Origin of the sequence: Bacteroides sp. ET489 (assembly GCF_030518095.1) — a bacterium.
GTDB classification, from domain to species: Bacteria; Bacteroidota; Bacteroidia; order Bacteroidales; family Bacteroidaceae; genus Bacteroides; species Bacteroides ndongoniae.
Genome location: NZ_JAULLJ010000010.1, coordinates 111,211 through 129,745 on the forward strand (window position 1 = coordinate 111,211; position 18,535 = coordinate 129,745).

The window sequence follows — 18,535 nt, forward strand, 5'->3', positions numbered from 1 at the left end:
TAGCAAAAGGTTCGGCATAAAGAACAAGCTCATTTGATTTTTTTATGTTGAATCGAATTTATCTTATTTCATTGAGTCCACTTTAAAAAGTCTGTTTCCCATGAGTCTCTTTATAGTTACTATCACTTTGACACACCCGTTTCGAAGGAGATCCTTCACTGTGTTCAGGATGACAGAATGACAACTACGTTATGCTCTAAGGCAAAAAGTGTACTTTTTAAAGTGGACTCATAAACCTGAATAAGATAGGTTCGGCATAGTCAAAAACTGAAAACTTTGTTTTCTTTTTGCCTCTGCGCTCACCTTTCGCTATCTTTGCCCCCAAATAATATCTATCATTAAGGTTTTAAAATATAAGCAGCAATGAAGAAGATACCCAGTTTTACTATCGACCACATCCGCCTGTTGCGTGGCATCTACGTATCGCGCAAGGACGAGGTGAACGGTGAAGTGATCACCACTTTCGATATCCGTATGAAGGAACCCAACCGCGAGCCGGCTCTCGGTCAGGGTGCCCTGCACACCATCGAGCATCTGGCAGCCACCTACCTGCGCAACAATCCGCAGTGGCAGGACCGCATCATCTATTGGGGACCTATGGGATGCCTGACAGGAAACTATCTGTTGATGCGTGGCGACCTGCAACCCGAGGACATCGTACCGCTGATGCAGGAAACCTTCCGCTTTGTAGCCGAATACGAAGGCGAAGTGCCCGGTGCTGCTCCGCAGGATTGTGGCAACTATCTGCTGCACGACCTGCCCATGGCCCGTTGGGAGTCGGCTAAATATCTGCATGAGGTACTGGAGCACATGACCGAAGCCAACATGCGCTATCCCGAGAAAGACTGATCGGGGCAGCAGAGAGAACGGCATAAGAAAACGACCACCAACTGTTGCCGCAGGATGTAAAATCCGGGCGGGGCAGTTGGTGGCCGTTGCTTTTATAATATGATTGTCAGACTGGTTTCGTGTATGCTTCTTATTCGATGTAGTTCGGTGTGAACTGGAAGTCGGAAGCACCCTTCGTAGCCGTGAAGTCTGTACCGGTATAATCCTTCGGACCCGGCATGAACAAGGCGTGTTGCAGGATGTATCTTACACGTTCCTTCTGCTGCTCGCTGAAGCTGTTGGCATCGGAGATGGCATAGTCCATGATGTTGGTAGAGCGGAACTCCTGGCCGGTCTGACTGTTGGTACGCATCACGTACGTCTGATAGGCTTCGGACGACTTGGATGTGATGGCAGGGTTGAAGGTCAGATAGTTTGTGAGACGTATGTCGTACTGGTACTTGTTGTAAGGCGGTGTGTCCGTACAATAATCCGTATCCTGGCTGGTGTTCGTATTGCCGTTATTCAACTGGTTGAAGGCATGATACAGACCCAGGAAGTGTCCCAGCTCGTGTGCCAGCGTTACGCCTATGTCCGAAACAGAGTATGCTTCGTCATCATTGGTCAAGTCGTAGATGTACTTGTTGTTGATGCACACGCATTGCGGATAAGGGTTATCTGCTAAATTGGCTCCTTTTTTGGCAATGCTGATGCCTTCTAATTCATATGGCTCGGGCAACCAGGGGAATTGCGAGATACCTAAAATCTGACTGTCGGAGAAATTGTAGAGCATGATGTTGACATATTTGCTTGTGTCCCATAACAGCGACTTGTATTTGGCGTCGCCACTACCCATGAACGAGGTGCAGTCCATGGTGGTGTACTGCCACTTTTCGCGGCTCACACCCGGTTCTTCCAGGCGGTTACCTTCGGGATCTTCGGTAGCCATGACAAACTCCAGGTTCATGTCTACTCCGCACTCGCGGTAGTATTGGTTCACGCGGTCAATCAGCTTCTGCAGGTGTCCGGCTTCTATGTAGTGCTGGGGGTTGTTGGCATTCCAGTAGAGTACGTGGAAGACGACAGGCAGTTTGTAGTGGTGGTTGGCACTATAGGTGTAGGCTTCTTGCTCAATAAGGATGGACTGATTGATACCCTCTTCGTTGGTCAGGGTGATTGTACCCGTACGTTTGTCCTGATTCAGGTTTTCGTCCACGGTCAGCGTCAGCAGGGTTTGCGATTCGTTTACCTGCCATTCTACCCATGCTGGTGCGGCCGATACGGTCCATGCGCTGGTACTTGTTACGGTTATTTCGAACTGACTGCCTTCGATTTCGGCAGTCAGTTCGGTTTCATCTATTGTTAGCGCCGGCGTTACATCGTCGTCGGAGCAGCTGAAGCACAAGGTCATTGTGAGCAGCAGGAACAGATATTTCAGTTTCATGTTTCGTCAGTTTGTTGGTTTATTCATATTCGAATGCTACAGACTTGTTTACACCGCAACTGATAACGTTGTCCACAGTGTAACGCGAACCGCTTGCGTTGCGCGATACGATGATGAGTACACGTACGTTGGACAGATTTTCGATGTCCATACTGTTCAGGTCGAACTCGTGTACGAACATCTGTGTTTCGCCTGCCTGGCACTCTTCTTTACCGCCCAGGTTGCCACCTGTGATGGGGCTGGTCGATGAGATGCAGCGCAGTACGTTGCTGTGATGGGTGAAGTCGTAGGTTTCTTCCAACGACGGGTAACCGTTCATCTGTCCTTTGGCATAGATGTCGTCTTCTACCACCCAGGCAGATACACGGTATTTTCCGGTTTGGCCTACCTTGACAGAAGCTGTAACGCTGAGGCTGCCCGATGCTTCTGTGCCCGATACGGCAGCACTGATGCCAGTGTTGGCAGTTGCTTTTAGTTGTTCCTGAGCTTCAGACTGAATACGTCCGCATACGCTGGCTGGAGAATCAGAGCCAAAGATACCCATGATTTCGCTACTTGATTGCAGGTTGAAGAGCAGTGCCGGGATGCCGGAGTTGGAGATACCTGTTTCTTTCAGTACAGAGTTGCTATAAGTGGAAATCATATCGTCGCCCGACATAACGCCGTGTGCGGCAGCCACTACAGTACTTTTGTATTCCTCGGTTTTCTCGTATTCAGTCAGTCCGGCAATCATCATCGGACAGTAAGTACAGCCAAGGCTTGTGCCTTGCAGGGCAAGGATGCGGTGTTTGAATCCGTCGAACTTGGCAGGTTGCGGATCGGCAGGCAGTTCAAGCATCCCTCCGATTACGGTCACAGTGATTGTGGTCGACATTTCGCCGTTGTAGCTGGCAAAGAAAGAGTATTCACCAGTAGTGGTCGAAGTAAATGTTGTGCCGCTGAACTGTTCGAAGGAGCTTCCTTTCTTCTGGTAGATGGCAGCCTGGTCTGTAACATCTTTGTCACCTTTCAATACGGTGAAGACGGCGGCGTCTGTTCCGTTGTTCTCGATGTAGGCGGCGGATGCCTTGAGCGTCAGTGTGCCCTCGCCATTGCCTTCGTCTGTTGGATCGTCCGATCCCGAGTTGCCTGTACATGCGGCGGTGAATGCCAGAATGAACAGACAGGTCAGTAAATTCCAGTATTTTTTCATAATGTTCTTTTGCTTTTAATTAAAATGAAGTGGTTAATGTCAAGTTGGCTCCTGTATAGGCAGGGGTATATCGGCATACACCTCCCGAGCATACATATCCGGCGCGGTTGCGTCCGTAGCTCAGTTGCAGGCGTGTGTTCTTTTGCGTGTAGCTGACGGAGCCGCTGTAGTAGTGCACTTTGGTAGTGCCCAGGTTGTACATGTCGCTCACCGAAAAACTCCAGCGGGGCGCAAGGCTGAACTCAACCAGTCCGGCCACCCAATCTTTCTCGTAATCCTGTGAGTAGAGGTATTGCACTTCGGCACGGAGCGACTTTTTGCGGTCGAACTTGTAGAGACCGTCCAGTACAACGATGTTCGATGCGTAAGTCACGTCATCCATTCCGTGTGTGGGGCTCCATTCCTGTACCGAGACAAGCAGGGTGGTCTTGAACTGTTTGTTCCACTGACGTTCAACGTCGCCGTTGATGTCGCGCCACAGCAGTCTCGATTTTTTGGTAACAGCTTTGTCCGAGTAGAACATGGAAGCGTTGGCGTGGAAGTTCCAGTACTGGCTGCGGTTTTTCTTGTTGCGCAGGGAGTAGTAGATGTCCACCTGTCCGCCCCGTTCGCCTTCGCCGTTACTCTGGTAGGGATTCAGGTTGGCCAGCATGTAAGTATATTGACGGGTCAGTGCGGGCAGATAGTTCAGAATGTTTCCTGTACCGTTACCGGTGTACGACAGTTTAGTGCTCATGTATTTTAGTTCGCGATAGGTGGCCAGTACGGAAAATCCCTTATGGCTGTAACCCAGTTCGGCAAGCAGTCCGTGTCCCTGGTCGGTGGTACCTATCAATGCGGGCGAAATATCGTTGCTTTTGCCTACGTATTCTACGCGGGCGTTGAGGCCTTTCCAGTCGAAGTTGGCACGTGCTGAATACATGTTTACGTTGGGGCGTGCGACGCCGGCCATTTCATCGGGCACTTCTTCGTTGCGGTTTACCAAGCTACCTTCGATGCTGAAGAATGTTTCTGTCCAGCCGGCCAGGTTGTCGATGGACAAGCTCAAGTCACCGCCTCGTACCCAGGAGTCGGCGTAGTCGGTATACAGGCGCGGACGTCCGTAGAGTCCCTTTACGGTGATATAGTTCTTATAGTTGTACGAACCATACACACCCTCGATGGAGTTGTTGATACCCAGTGTGCGGTCTTCGAAGCTACGGAATACCATTCCCGAACCAAACTGTTCGAAAATGTCTCCGGCCCGGAAGGAAAAGTTATCGTCTTGCCAGTTTACATATTTGATACCTAGAATAGCTTTCTTGTCACCATAGACACCAATGTCGTATCCCTGTAAGGCAGGCAGATAGCCTTCCAACTGAACCCCAGCACTGAATTTGCCTTGAGTATAGTCCAGCTTCAGGTAATTGTTGCTTCCGAAGTGGTCTTCCGGATAAACGCTGTTTTCCGATCCGAGTTTGTTGTCTTTTACGTAGTAGATGCTGTTTGATTCGAGGCTTCCGCTCAGGTGTCCTTTGCTTTGGGCAGACAGTTCGGGCGTGGCAGCACAGGCTGACAGCAGTAGAAATAGCAGATGTTTTTTCATTGTTTGGCGATTGCTTTAAGTTGCTCTAACAATTCGTATTCACTACCCGGTGTATAGCCAGTGTGCGAATAAACGATTTTTCCGTTACCGTCGATAACGAAGGTATGTGGTGTGAGGGTTACGTTCATGGCACGCTTCAGATCCTGATTCTTGTCGAACAGGCAGATGAAATTCCAGTCGTAGCCCTGAGCCATGGAGCGGGCACGTGCTGTGAAGCGGCTGTCGTCGATGGAGACGGCAATGACGTTGAAGTCTACTTCTTCTCTCCATTCGTCCAGAAGTTCGTTCAGGGTGTTCAGTTCGGTCAGGCAAGGTTTGCAGGTGACACCCCAGAAGGAAACGATGGCAGGCTTGCCACCAAGAATCTTTTGTGTATTGACTTGTTCCCCTTTTTCGTTTTCTACCTTGACGTCGGGCCATACAGATTGTGCAGAAGCTGAAACGGCCAGCAACAAGAAGAGGAATAATGAGCAGATAAATGATTTATTCATAGTTGGAAATATTAAAAACTTCTATGGAAGATCATCCTTCCATAGAAGTTTTTATGGGTTTAAAAATTGAATTATTTTTTTAAGTCCTTTTTCAGGTTGTCTAGGGAGAATGTCTCACATTTGACACTCTTCTTGGCAACGTAATCATAAGGAGCACGTGTTCTGCGGAAGTGGTTGCCACTGCGAGCTGATACCTTCGGTGTCTTGATCTCGGAAACGCTGCGGCTTACGGCTTGGGCGTCTTCGTCTGTTGCACGTGTCAGCACGATACCTGTTTCTGTCGTGGGGAAACTCCAGGACGGAAAGTTCGGCATGTATTCAATGGCAAATCCAGGTGAATAGAACAGACCGTCTTGCTCTACGGGCTTGATGGTGATGGTATTCATATCATCGGAAATTTCAACCGGGAACTCGGTTCTATAGTAGTTGCCGGCATTCTCCTTGTTGTAGGCGTAGAGTACCAGTGTGCTGTACCAATCGGCTACAGGGTCAACATAACGCAAAAAGTCCTGACCGTTTTCAGCGTAACGGGTTGTGATGACGGATACACTGTCGTTACCGTTCTGATCCTTGGCTATCTTGAAGAACAGTTTGGGACCGTAGTCGCGGAAGAGTTCGTCGGTGCTGTATGCTGAATATTCGGTAGACTGGAACAAATCCCAGGAAGTGGCGAGAGGCGCATTCCATTCGTCGTATGAGAATCCGGTAGCAACCAGGCAGTTCTGGTCTTTGTTCTTTTGGGTGTAGTAAGCGGCTCTGTCTTTATATTCGTTGAAGCTACTTTCTACCATTTCTTCGGCTTGCTCCTGCGTTTTACCAGAAGCGATGAAGTAGTTCACCAGTTCTTCTTTCACGTCGCTGGGGAGTGTAGACACTTGTTCGGGGCCTGCTGCGATAGTGACAGGCATTGTAACTGTGCCGTTGCCATATGCACTTTCCATAGTAGCTGTCCAGTTACCAAGGAGTTTGCTAAACAGCTGGCTGTTGACGGGTTCTTCGGGAGTCAGAGCCGCCGATGTCGTACGACAACCTTCTTCCTGATAGAAGAGTTTCGTCTTTTCGTCTACGTTGTAAGATTCCAGAACCAACCATGTTTCTGTTTCATCTATAGAACTGAAATACAGGTCGTAACCTTCCGGACTATTGATTCCTGTCATTACCTCTGCATCGCTAACCATTTTTCCATACATGGAAACCAAGCTGGCAACATTTTCTTCCAGGTCGGTACCTGTCAGACCGTTCAAAGTCGGATACCAGTCTTTCGTGTAGTTACACAGGTATTTGAATGCAGCACAATCTCCGTTGGGAGCCTTAATATTGAAGCATACCTGATACGGGTTGCTGACTTGCTTCGGAGTGATTTCCAGTTCTACCGCAGGTTTGTCTGATTCAATGGCTTTAATGCCTTCCAGTGTATGGAATGACTGTACGGTACCTTCTTGGTTGTAGATAGCTGTGATGTAAAGTGTATAGCTTTTGCCTTTTTCGATCGGATAAGGGAGTTGCTGTACGCCGTCATAAATACTACCGTAAATTATCAGTGAGGCTTGTAAGCCATCTTCACCACCAAAGAAGTCGAGATATAACTGCTTGTCATCGTCAGAAACCAGTACGACTGCATATTGCATGACATCTTCTGTCGGGGTCAGGGTAAGGAGGGCGGTCTGCTCTGTGATACGGTCGATGTTAACCATCACTTCACCTGCGCCTTTATCAGCTTGTTTGGTGAAGAACATGGTTTTGGCGTAAAGTCCGTTGAATGATAAACTTTCGCTTGAAGGTTTCTCTTCTGTATATTGTTTTACGTTGGGCAGGGTAGAAAGAAGGATACCGGGATCACCGCCTTCTCCTTCGCTATATTCTACATAATTGTCAGTCGAACCGTTTTCGTCGCATTGGCTTACAAAAAGTACATAGCCAGTACCGGGATAAATAGAATAGGTATAAGCATCTGCGGGATAATCAGCTTCGTTCAAGGCTCCTTCGTAGGCATTGCCACCGTTCTTTACGGTAATAGTTTGAGGACCTTTGAAACGTGGGCTTTGCATGCCGAATCCGGCAACTGTCCAGTCTACGTCGTTACGACCGAATTGCATCTGGTAGTTAATGTATGTTTCATAATCAACGAAATTGATCATGTAATATACATCCTCAGGAACCTCTACATGGAAAGTTGTAGAAAACATGTCTGTTTTGACAATAGTCACCATCTGAGAATAGTTGGGGGTGGTGATTGTTTGTGAGAGGATTCTGTATTCGTTACCTACTTTGAAAATGAAGAATACAGTATACGTTTTGTTACCTTCCAGACCAGTTACAGTCTCTTGTGCAGTGTCTCCGGTTACGGTGACAATCGTACCATTTTCTTGAGCTTCTGCGTATGCAATTACAGGATCCGGTTCGGCGGCATTGCTACCTTCTATTACTTTATATACATATGATTCTGCTCCTTTTGTTTTTAGGTTGAAAGTAGCAGAGGTGGCGAATATAGCATCAGAAGCTGGAGTTTCTACTTCGATTACTGTAGTGTCGCCATTGTTGGAGTCGTCATCAGAGCAACTCCACATTCCGCAGGCCAGCGCAAAAAAGCCTATCAGGAATGAACATAGATACAATTTTCTCATAAAATTAAGTTTGTTAGTTTAATTTGTAAATAAATATGGTCAGGGTAAAAACGCATACTATTTGGCAGGAATGCAAAATCCTGTAATAGCTGCGATGTATGTACAGACGTTTTCTCTTGCTATGTATTTAGTAAATAGCAATTGTCTGAAAGCCTTTTTGAAATACACAAAGAATTCAAAAAAATACTTTTTTAAAATTTGGTATCTGTTGAATTAAAAAGGAGGAACAGGTGACAACATGAAGTTGTTAGGAAGGATGGGATTGCGGTATAAATTTTCTCCTGCTTCTTTGTGCATTACCTGCCGTTTGTTGAAGGTATAATTGGCTGTTGCCAATGTATAACAACATATAGCTTGCGACAGGATTTCTTTTGCAGTCCACATTTTTTTTAATTTATTGTTAATTTTATGCTTGTTTCTGATTTTTTCGGCAAATATAGGTATTATTTTTGATTAGTGATGATAAATCAGAACTTATTTTAATATAAACTGCATTTTTTGCTTACAGAACGTTATTTGATTCGCGTAAATAATATGATTTCGTATATTTTTTGCAGATTTATTGAATAAATGGAAATATGGGAATGATTATCCCTATGAACTTCGCTCTGAATATAGACAATACATTTTTATATTTTATATTGTTGGTAATTAGTAGATTGATCTGCTATTAATCTTGATGCTATATATAATAAAGGATTGTATGGGATATACTAATTATTGTTAATAGAAAAGCCGGTGTGGATAGGTTGTATACTAGCTTGTATTAGAAGAAGGAGAAAATCCGAAGCACTTTTTTTATGATGTTTCGAATTCCCTCCTGATAATTGTAAAAGTAATATGTTTTAGATAATTTCGATACCCTGTTCCTTACAGAGCTGGAGTCCCAGGTCTTTTAATTTGAATTTCTGGATTTTACCACTGCCGGTCATGGGGAACTCCTTGACGAAGAAGATGTATTTAGGAATCTTGTAACGCGAGATTTTGCCGATACAGAAGTCGCGTACATCGCTTTCGTGCAAGTCTGCTCCTTCGTGCAGAATGATGAAAGCTCCTACGGCTTCACCGTATTTCTTCGAGGGGATACCTGCTACCTGTACGTCTTTCACACCCGGAAGCTGGAAAAGGAATTCTTCGATTTCGCGCGGATAGATGTTTTCGCCACCGCGGATAATCATGTCTTTGATGCGGCCCGTGATGCGGTAGTTCCCGTCTTCGTCTTTCACACCCAAATCGCCCGAGTGTAAGAAACCGTTCTTGTCTATTACTTCGGCCGTTGCTTCTGGGTTCTTATAATATCCTTTCATGGTGTTATAACCACGGTTACACATTTCGCCTTGTACGCCTACGGGGCACTCTTCGCCTGTTTCGGGGTCGATGACACGCACTTCAGTGTGTTCGAAGTCGCGGCCTACGGTGTTGCAGCGCACTTCGAACGAGTCGTCGATGCGGGTGGCGGTCATGCCGGGTGCTGCTTCTGTCAGTCCGTATACGCTGGTTACCTTCATGAACATCTTTTCTTCTACCTGTTTCATCAGTTCTACAGGGCAGAGAGAGCCGGCCATGATGCCCGTACGCAGACTTGACATGTCGAACAGGTTGAACATCGGATGATTCAGTTCGGCAATGAACATGGTAGGCACGCCGTATAGGGCCGTACAGCGCTCTTTATGAATGGAAGCCAGTACGACAAGCGGATCGAAACGTTCTACCATCACTTCAGTACATCCGTGCGTAAGACAGTTCATGGTGGCCAGTACCACACCGAAGCAATGGAACAGAGGTACGCAGACACAAAGTTTATCATCGGCAGTAAACTTCATGTGCTCTCCTGTCAGGAAACCGTTGTTGGTTATGTTGTAATGGGTCAGCATTACGCCTTTTGGGAAACCGGTGGTTCCACTGGTGTATTGCATGTTTACGACATCGTGGCAGGTTACCTGTGCCTTTAACTCATTGAGTCGGTCGTCGGCCACGTTGTTGCCCAACAATAGAATTTCAGATGTGTTGTACATACCCCGGTGCTTTTCCTGCCCTACATAGATAACGTTTTTCATGTGTGGGAAGCGTTCGCTTTTCAGGTGGCCCCGCTGGCAGGTTCTCAGTTCGGGGAGCATCTGATAAGTCATCTGCACGAAATCGCTGTCTTTCTCACCGTTGACAATGCACAGGGTGTGCATATCCGAGTTCTGGCAGAGGTATTCCAATTCGGCTTGTTTATAGTTGGTATTTACGGTAACGTAGACGGCTCCTATCTTGGCACAGGCATATAACAATGTGAGCCAGTCGGGCACATTGGCGGCCCAGATGCCCACGTGAGTACCACGTTCTACACCGATGGCGATGAGACCTTTGGCCATGTCGTCAACACGGTGGTTGAACTGGCTCCAGGTGAAGCGGAGATTTCGGTCGGAATAAACGATGTATTCTTTGTCGGGTGTTGTTTCGGCCCAATGTTCCAGCCATTGGCCGAGGGTACGTTCGTATAACATAAGCGTTTTTCTTTATTCGTTTTTCATTTATAAGTATTTCGTTTTTTCATTATTGAGCTTATAAACATCCGTTTATAGACTTAAAGATTACTTATTTGATATGTATCTGTCAGTATGAGTTGTTTTTTCCCAATGTGCAGTTCTGCTTGTGTATGTTGTCGGGAAGGTGAAGTCCATAAAGCGGTGTAGTTCCCGTTTTTGCTTGGAGCTATTTTGTAGATACCAGGAGTAAGGACTTCTACGATTGTTTCGTCCGGCAACTTCAGAGTGGCAGGGCGACTGGTTGCCATCCAGCAGGTTCCGTTTTCGAGTATAACAGCCTGCAATGAGCGGTCGTTATGCAGCACACGGATGGAATGGCGATCGAAGAGGGCAGTCTGCCGACGGTCGGAATCGGGTAATATCAGGTATTGGTAAGAAGCATTCTTCGGCGCTGTTCCGTGATTCAGGCAGAGCTGCATTACTTCGCCGCTTACGTTTTCGCGAGGATACATCTGCATGATATCGTGCCACTGTCCTGTACGCTTTTCGGTTGTAGCTGTTACATTCAGTTTTTCGTTCCAGGCGATGTAACCTGTGTGATGATGGAAATAGCGTACTTCGCTGGTCTGATTTTGGGTATCGCTTCCTGTTAAGACTTGCCAATTGCCATCGGGGCTCAAGAAATATAAGTTATCGCGTTTGTAGCATTGCTCAATAGCGGTAGTTACGGCCAAAGTGCTGTCGGCCTCTATCCCTGCTCCGAGGCATAGTATATAGTTGTCGGTGAAAATCCATGCTTTTCGCCCTTGTAGTCCGGCACGGTTCAAATCCATGACAGTCATTCCCTGTTGTCCGTCTGATAGACCGCCTACAAAGTCTGCGTTATTGCGCGGGCGGTTGCCTTTGACCACTGGTATAGGAGCATCGCTTTCGAAGGCGGTGACACCTGGCAGCTTCCGCCAATCCCACAAAGGAAAAATGTCGAGGTATTCGTGTCCGTCGGTGTACACATAAGTGGCTCCGTCGGCCGAATAGAAACCTTTCATATTGTCACCGTTCAGTGTTTCTGTGCCGATGACTTTGTTCGAAGCCATTTTTACGGTGGCCATCCATGTAGGGCGGCGGTGTACGGTATAGTTGGAACAGAAAAAGTGTTTATTCCCAATCAGATCATTTCTTGAATGAAGTTGGAAGTTCTCATTGCACAAAGCGCGGGCGGTGCTGTTGCATGATTCGGACATGCCTCCTCCCAGTTCGGTCGCCGCAAAAGCGGTAGAAAGACCTTTGTGGGTTTGCCCTTCACGGAAAAATTGTCTGCCCAGTGCGCTGATGTCCATTTGGCCTTTCCACAATATCCAGCGATATCCTTTATCAATAAGCTGACGGAGGATTTCCAGTTGTTCATCGCTGAAGGTCATTGAAGTTCCGGCAAAAACGCCTGAGTAAAAACTCATGCTTGCCAGAAAAGCCAGTCCGTAATTGCCGAACTGCTGTTGCGTGCCATGCTGGTGAAAACTCCAGTCGGGCTGTATGCCTTCGGTTTGCCCCGTTACGATTTCGGATACGATGGTGTCGCGTGCCTGTCGTACCAGTTCTTTGTCTTCCTGAAGCAGGGCACGTACCAGCACATTGCCGGCCAGCCATACTTTGTTTTGTCCTGTCATGCCGAAACGCGCGTTTTCCATTACTTGAATGGCGCTTTGACGTTCTTCAGCTGTCAGTTGTGGCTCGAATAACAGGAAAGCATTGCCCAGTGTTTTCGGAACTCCGATCTGATTGTACCACCAGTTCGGACAGACAGGTTTGGCTGTGAACCAATAATGGAGTGCTTTGTGGATACAAGCCTCGACTTTATTGGAATGGTAATAAGGGCTTTCTGGCGAGGTGTATTGTTTGGTCAGTTCCAGAATGCGTTCGGTGTGGACGCGCGGTTCCCATCCCGAACGTTTTTGGTCCTGATAGTTAATGTCTGGCCAGGTGCCGTTTTCTGTCTGTTCGGATATATATTTTGGGATGGATGCCGCTTGTGAAGCCTGGCGTTGGAAAAGTTCCACTACCATCTGGTCAGAAGCGCTTTCTTCTCGTGGCAGTTTTTCCAGCACTGCGTTCAGCTGCTCTTGTCCGGTGTTTCCCAATAATTGGATAAAGTTTTTTTTGGTACGGATTAGGTCGGAGTCTTGAGCAGAAATACGGCCGCTGATAACAACCAAACATAATAGTAGTATACCTGATGTAATTTTGTGCAGATGCATATGTAATGAGTGGCTAGAGGTTAACGTGAAAAAGGAAGGCAGAAAAGGCTCAATAAACTTTTAAGTACGGATTACAAGTTGGGGGATAAGTTTATCCGCAGATACCCATGTAATCCGTACCTGAAAATATGAATATATCCGTTCTTTTCTGTTCCGATACATCCTTCCGCACATTTTATACCGGAGTATAGATGACGGCCAGAATCTTGGCAGCTTGTCCCTGGTAGGCATGTACGTGATGTGGTACAATGGAATCATAGTAGATTGTGTCACCTTCTTCCAGCAGATAGGTGTTTTTCCCGTAGCTGATTTCCATAGTTCCTTCCATGACCATGATGAATTCTTCGCCTTCGTGTGAGGAAAGTACAAAGTCGCTGTCTTCGGTAGGTGCTACGTCAATGATGAAAGGTTCCATATGACGGTCGGCTTTCGATTTCGACAGTGAATGATATTCCATATGTTTACGGCTCTGTATGGCGTTGTTCGAGAAACTGATGCAGTCGGTAGCTTCCGATTTGCGGCATACTACAGGACCCATTTCGTCCTGATCGTCAAGGAATGTGCCAAGACGTACGCCTAATACACGTGCAATTTTGATGAGTGGCGCCAGCGAAGGCAGATCGATGTTGTTTTCAATTCGCTCAATTTGTTCTACGGCAAGGCCAGAACGTTCAGCCAGTTCTTCTACACTGATAGACTGATTCTCGCGGAGTGATTTGATCTTTTCTCCTACAATCTTGCTTGTATCCATAATTATATTTTGGTTTAAAAGTTATTTATCTGAATTGGAAATCCAAGAAGAAAGGAAATAAAAGAGAACTATCATATTCTTACTTTTCCCCAAGCAGGAAGTTACAATATTCCTTCTTTTTTCTTTCTTCTGAATTACATTGTTAATGTAGTTAAAACGCAAAAATAAGATAAACTTTTGCTTATTACAACTATTTATGCGAAAAAGGTGAATATTTATTTCAGCCATGTAGCACGTTTCCACAGATACTCCATCGGGCCGTGCGAATGGTGTGCCATCCACCAGCGGCAGAAGCTGAACTGAAGAATAAACAGCAGGATTCCTGTCAGGAAGCTGGCTGTGATGCCCAGATCATCGTGCAGTCCGAGTCCCCAGTTATAGAACAACAGGGAACCGAAGATACTTTGAGTAATGTAGTTGGTCAGACTCATGCGTCCGTAAGGGACAATCTGTGCGAGACGCCGTTGCAGGCGGGTGCGATAGTAGGCGAAAAGTATAGCCGACACCAGCAGGAGCATGAAGGCAAACTTATATAAAGAAGAAATGATAAGCAGCAGCGGAGTACGGATAGAAGGGTTGTCGATGAAACCGGGTAACATGTTTCCTAATCCGTAGAGGGGGAAGAAGGCTAAAAGCGAACCACAGAGGACTTTATTCCAGATTTTCAGGTTCTCTTTCAGGAACAGACCGCGTTTTCCTGCCAGAAATCCGAGTAGGAAGAGGGCAGCTGTTTGGAATACACGTCCATTGTCCCATGCCCAGGCAAGGCTGGCAAGTTGCCCTTCCCACAGATTGACACGTACTGTTTCCCAGAAAGTGCCATGGCTTTGTACTTCGAATGTGGCTCCCCACAAATCACCCGTAGGCAGTGCTGGAGTTACAAAAGCCGGATCGAAGCAGGCACGCAGGGTATAATAAAGAGGTAGAGGCTGTATGAGCAGGATGCAGGCCAGGATAAAAATCCATTTGTCTTTCATCTTGCAGGTCAGAGGCAGAATGAATCCTACTAACGAGTAAAGCACTAGTACTTCGGCAGTGAAGAACATAGCGTTCAGGTTGCCGATGAGGAAAAGCAATATCAGTCGCCAGCAGAAGCGCAGACGGAAGTCATGACCGCGCATTCGCTGGTTGTCGTATTGAATGAAATAACTGAATCCGAAGAGCAGTGCAAAAACGGCATAAGCCTTTCCGCCCAGCAGAAAGAAAAGCCCGTCCCAGACAGCCTTGTCGGTAAAGGCGAGCCAGGCACTTTGTCCGGCGGTGTCGGGGAATGAATAAAAATTGAAATGTTCGATGCTGTGCAGCAAGATGATGCCCATAACGGCCAGTCCGCGCAATACGTCGGCCACTTCTACCCGGGCGTGTTTTCCTGTCGGTTGTTCCATAATTTGTTGTTTCGATAAAAGTTAAACAGGCTTTTAGCCCGGATTTTAATTCAATTGGCGGCAAAGATACGGAAAAAAGTTTCATAAACCGATGTTTATGTGTAGGTTTGCAAAAGAGAAGTTTCGAGCCGGAAACAGATGGAGTGTTGGCGGGACAAATAGTCCTGTATAGTTTGCTTTCGGATGAAAAGAAAACCTTATGGATATTAACCTATAAAAGAAGTCTACAGATGAAATTCAAGAAGATTGTAGGAGTTGACGAAACACTGTTGAATACGGCGGCTATTGAACGGTTGCATGAACTGGGAGAGGAAGTAGTGATGTATCACGATTTTCCTTCGGAAGAGGAAGAGGTAATACGCCGGATCGGAGATGCCGACTGCCTGTTGGTGTCGTTTCGGACACCGGTGAGAAAGAATGTGCTTGATGCTTGTCCTGGTCTGCGCTACATAGGAATGTGCTGCACTCTTTATGATCCGGCAAGTTGCAATGTCGATGTGGTCGAAGCACGCAAGAGGGGCATTACGGTATTGGGTGTGAAGGATTATGGCGACGAAGGAGTGGTGGAATACGTTATCAGCGAACTGGTTCGTTTGCTGCATGGTTTCGGAGGAGTATTCTGGCTGGATCAGAGTACAGAACTTACCGGCCGCAAAATCGGTATTATCGGGCTTGGAAAGACCGGCCGTATGGTGGCTGATGCTTTACGTTTTCTGGGAGCTGACATATGTTATTACAGTCGTACCCGTAAGTCTGATGCAGAGGCTGTAGGCATGACTTATTTGTCGCTTGACGAACTGTTGCAGCAAGCAGAGATTGTATGCACTTGCCTTCCCCGCAACAATTATCTGCTGGGTGAACGTGAATTCAATCTGCTGGGAAACCGTAAGATTCTGGTGAATACTTCCGTCGGGCCGACTTTTCAGGCAGAGGCTCTTTGCCATTGGCTCAAGGCATGTCCAAACAGTTTTTATTTGTGCGATGCTACAGGTATGGGCCAGTTGAAAGATTTGCTGACACCCTATGCCAATGTGCTTTATACACCCTACATTTCGGGAAAATCGATGCAGAGTGTGGAACGTTTGTCTAAAAAAGCTATAGCGAATGTAGAAACAGTTCTTGCACAATTGTAATTTCAGATTTTTTCCAAAATTGCCCTGTATGTTTGCAATCTGTAAAGGGAAAACAATGTTTTAGATAAGTAAGTGAACACACCATAATGGAAAACAATAGCAAATATGGCATAGGGCTTATTGCCTTTCTCTTATTGCAGGTGCTGACAATACGGATTGCTGCACAGGATGTGGACAATACCACTTGGGCAAAGTTGGGAGTGAAATACGAGGTTTTGCCGAAGCTGACGTTGTCAAGTAATCTGGAGTGGCGTACCGAAGACGATTTGAGTATGACTGACCGTTGGGGACTTGACGTAGGTGGTTCATACAAGCTGCTGCCCTTCTTGAAGGTAGGTGCCGGTTACGAAGTGCATTACCGCAATCTGGAGGAAGCCGGCTGGAAGTTTCGTCACCGCTATCATGTAGACGGCACACTTTCACATCGGATACAGCGCGTCAAGCTGTCGTTGCGTGAGCGTTTTCAGCATACATTCAGTGCCGAAGAGAAAGAATTTCGTCTGCGTTCTCGACTGAAAGTGGCTTACGACATAGCCCGTTGCCGGTTGGAACCTTATGTCTCGGTCGAGATGTATAACGGATTGGGACGCGGCGAGCATTTTGATGTGGCGCGTATGCGCTATCGCACTGGTCTGAGCTTTCCTCTGGCAGAGCGATGGGAGGCAGAGGCTTTCTATTGTCGGCAGTGGGAACGGGACGGCAGCAAAAATATTTTTGGAGTAGAGTGTATCTATCGGTTCTGACACTGTAGCAAATATTATGTAGATCAGAAACGATATCCCAGACTTACCGATACCGAGTGCATCAACTTGTGCTTGGGTAAGTCTATTTTTCTTCCTTCGATGACGATGTTCCGGCTTCCGCCGAAGAGGTCGAAGTCGGAGCAGGTATATCCGACCGAGAAGATGAGTCCGTTGTCCACTTCCAGCGAGAAAGCCGTACGTAGGTGGTAGTAGACGGTACGGGCACCTTTGTTGCTGACGTGCTCGCGACGAACGGCCGTCCATACGCCTGTCTGATTGGGATAGTAGTCGATGTTGAACTCGTTGTTGGCAGATAAGGGCAGGGTGAGTCCGGGAGATATGGAGAGGTAAAGGGCATAGTCTTTGTCACGTCCCACCCATAGTTTGGGAGTATTCAGTTGGAGGCTGGGACGCAGAGCTAGAAAGTAGCTGGCAGCGTGCTCTGTTGTGCTGCTCCAAAGAAATTGCTGGTTTTGCGAGAATCCACTGATGCTTTCATCATGATAAGGTTGTGTAAACAGCAATCCCAGGCTGATGCCAGCATATTGTATGGGCAGAAATGTGATGGAGGGTTCCACTTCCCAAGCATCGTAATTGTTGAGTGCGCCTTCCAGCTCTACCTTCCAGAACGGACGTTTTTCCCGTTGCTGAGCAGGCAGAGCAAGGCACACACAGTTGAAGAGTATGAAAAAGAAAAGTTTATTTTTCATTGTTAAGGGTGGTTATGAATCGCTATTATAGTTGTAACTTCTTTCTGTGTTAGCTTTGGCTTTTCGTTTGCAAAATTAGCGGATATCGTTCGTCAGAACAAAAAAACAGATGTACATCTTTGAAATACATATTGCTGATAATCAATAGAATATTTGTTTTGCTTGATGTACATCTGTTTCTAGAATGAAGCGTATTGGCTATTCTTCAAGTTCTATTTGTCCACTAAAGGAGATTGGCTGACGTCGAATGGGCTGTACGTGTATGTATGCCGAACCGTTTGAAGAGATTGTTACAGAATAGGTATAACTGTCTTCTTCGTTGCTCGTAGTAATCTTGACTTCTTTACGGCCCCGTTTCTTCTCTTTTGTTTCGTACGTCTGGATGGGGGCATTGAAGTTTAGTGCTTTCCCTCCTCCGTAAGGGATGCTGTAGGCCTCGCCCGTATAAGGCAGGTAAGAAAATAAAGAGTCGTTGCGTACTTCCAGACTATAGCTATCCGTTAGTGCACGGCTTCGCCCTCGTGTAGGGGTCATGTAGTTGACATCAATGCGAAAATGGCGTTCATCAATGGCTTTCTTGACCGCTTGTTCATTGCGTACCTTTTCGGTTTGTTTGTCCTTTTGTGCGGATAAATGAAGCGGAAAGCAAACGGCCGCAGTAAAAAGAATGATGCAGAAGGATTTTTTCATAAGGCTTTCTTTTTTATATCGTTTGTTATTACTGATGAGTTCGGCAAACCAAAGATAACGATTCGCCTTGAAAATACAAGCAGATACAGGTTTGTATTGGAATGTTTTAGCAATAGAATACGCTATAAAAAAGGATATTAACTATCAGCCTGTTACATGAATCGTGAGCAACCAGTCTTGCAATTATTTTTTCCTAGTTAGGAAAAAATAATTCTCCAGTTAGAAAAAAATAT

The 18,535-nt window shown here is 46.5% G+C and carries 15 protein-coding genes; 3 read left to right on the forward strand and 12 right to left on the reverse strand.

The window, feature by feature from the left end; genetic code table 11:
- Positions 1-363 precede the first annotated feature (363 nt).
- On the forward strand, positions 364-849 hold the full coding sequence (locus tag Q3C19_RS08095; RefSeq protein WP_022163836.1) for an S-ribosylhomocysteine lyase: 486 nt from the start codon (positions 364-366) through the stop codon (positions 847-849).
- Positions 850-979: 130 nt separating this feature from the next.
- Here the strand turns inward: Q3C19_RS08095 and Q3C19_RS08100 are convergent, their stop codons facing one another.
- The 10 genes from Q3C19_RS08100 to Q3C19_RS08145 form a co-directional block, all read right to left on the reverse strand.
- On the reverse strand, positions 980-2,272 hold the full coding sequence (locus Q3C19_RS08100; protein WP_302728473.1) for a zinc-dependent metalloproteinase lipoprotein: 1,293 nt from the start codon (positions 2,270-2,272) through the stop codon (positions 980-982).
- A gap of 19 nt (positions 2,273-2,291) precedes the next feature.
- Positions 2,292-3,464 carry an Omp28-related outer membrane protein gene (locus tag Q3C19_RS08105; protein ID WP_071148086.1) on the reverse strand — a complete coding sequence of 391 codons (1,173 nt, stop codon included), beginning with the start codon at positions 3,462-3,464 and terminating at the stop codon, positions 2,292-2,294.
- A 19-nt stretch (positions 3,465-3,483) separates the two neighbouring features.
- Complete coding sequence (locus Q3C19_RS08110; RefSeq protein ID WP_071148085.1) at positions 3,484-5,049, reverse strand: DUF6029 family protein; 1,566 nt, start codon at positions 5,047-5,049, stop codon at positions 3,484-3,486.
- Positions 5,046-5,540 carry a TlpA disulfide reductase family protein gene (locus Q3C19_RS08115; protein WP_071148084.1) on the reverse strand — a complete coding sequence of 165 codons (495 nt, stop codon included), beginning with the start codon at positions 5,538-5,540 and terminating at the stop codon, positions 5,046-5,048. The genes Q3C19_RS08110 and Q3C19_RS08115 overlap by 4 nt, the downstream gene beginning before the upstream one ends.
- 71 nt (positions 5,541-5,611) lie before the next feature.
- Entirely contained in the window at positions 5,612-8,164 is a 2,553-nt protein-coding gene (locus Q3C19_RS08120; protein ID WP_302728476.1) for a hypothetical protein, read from the reverse strand.
- A gap of 213 nt (positions 8,165-8,377) precedes the next feature.
- Positions 8,378-8,548, reverse strand: a complete 171-nt coding sequence (locus Q3C19_RS08125; RefSeq protein WP_277120725.1) for a hypothetical protein — start codon at positions 8,546-8,548, stop codon at positions 8,378-8,380.
- A 461-nt stretch (positions 8,549-9,009) separates the two neighbouring features.
- Entirely contained in the window at positions 9,010-10,656 is a 1,647-nt protein-coding gene (locus Q3C19_RS08130; RefSeq protein ID WP_302728479.1) for an AMP-binding protein, read from the reverse strand.
- 80 nt (positions 10,657-10,736) lie between these two features.
- A complete protein-coding gene (locus Q3C19_RS08135; RefSeq protein WP_302728481.1) occupies positions 10,737-12,773 on the reverse strand; it encodes a polysaccharide lyase family 8 super-sandwich domain-containing protein in 2,037 nt (678 codons plus the stop codon).
- A gap of 292 nt (positions 12,774-13,065) precedes the next feature.
- Positions 13,066-13,641 carry a helix-turn-helix domain-containing protein gene (locus Q3C19_RS08140; RefSeq protein ID WP_022163845.1) on the reverse strand — a complete coding sequence of 192 codons (576 nt, stop codon included), beginning with the start codon at positions 13,639-13,641 and terminating at the stop codon, positions 13,066-13,068.
- A 215-nt stretch (positions 13,642-13,856) separates the two neighbouring features.
- Positions 13,857-15,026 (reverse strand): DUF418 domain-containing protein, encoded by a 1,170-nt coding sequence (locus tag Q3C19_RS08145; protein ID WP_302728483.1) that lies wholly within the window; start codon positions 15,024-15,026, stop codon positions 13,857-13,859.
- A gap of 230 nt (positions 15,027-15,256) precedes the next feature.
- On the opposite strand from Q3C19_RS08145, the gene Q3C19_RS08150 reads away from it, so the two are divergent.
- Both Q3C19_RS08150 and Q3C19_RS08155 read left to right on the forward strand, forming a co-directional pair.
- Positions 15,257-16,159, forward strand: a complete 903-nt coding sequence (locus Q3C19_RS08150; protein WP_302728485.1) for an NAD(P)-dependent oxidoreductase — start codon at positions 15,257-15,259, stop codon at positions 16,157-16,159.
- Positions 16,160-16,245: 86 nt separating this feature from the next.
- A complete protein-coding gene (locus Q3C19_RS08155) occupies positions 16,246-16,902 on the forward strand; it encodes a DUF2490 domain-containing protein (RefSeq protein ID WP_071148078.1) in 657 nt (218 codons plus the stop codon).
- Positions 16,903-16,925: 23 nt separating this feature from the next.
- Here the strand turns inward: Q3C19_RS08155 and Q3C19_RS08160 are convergent, their stop codons facing one another.
- Both Q3C19_RS08160 and Q3C19_RS08165 read right to left on the reverse strand, forming a co-directional pair.
- The gene (locus Q3C19_RS08160) at positions 16,926-17,612 is read right to left on the reverse strand and encodes a hypothetical protein (RefSeq protein ID WP_071148077.1); all 687 of its coding nucleotides are present in this window, start codon (positions 17,610-17,612) and stop codon (positions 16,926-16,928) included.
- 198 nt (positions 17,613-17,810) lie between these two features.
- The gene (locus Q3C19_RS08165) at positions 17,811-18,302 is read right to left on the reverse strand and encodes a DUF4251 domain-containing protein (RefSeq protein ID WP_071148076.1); all 492 of its coding nucleotides are present in this window, start codon (positions 18,300-18,302) and stop codon (positions 17,811-17,813) included.
- Between the last annotated feature and the right edge of the window lie 233 nt (positions 18,303-18,535).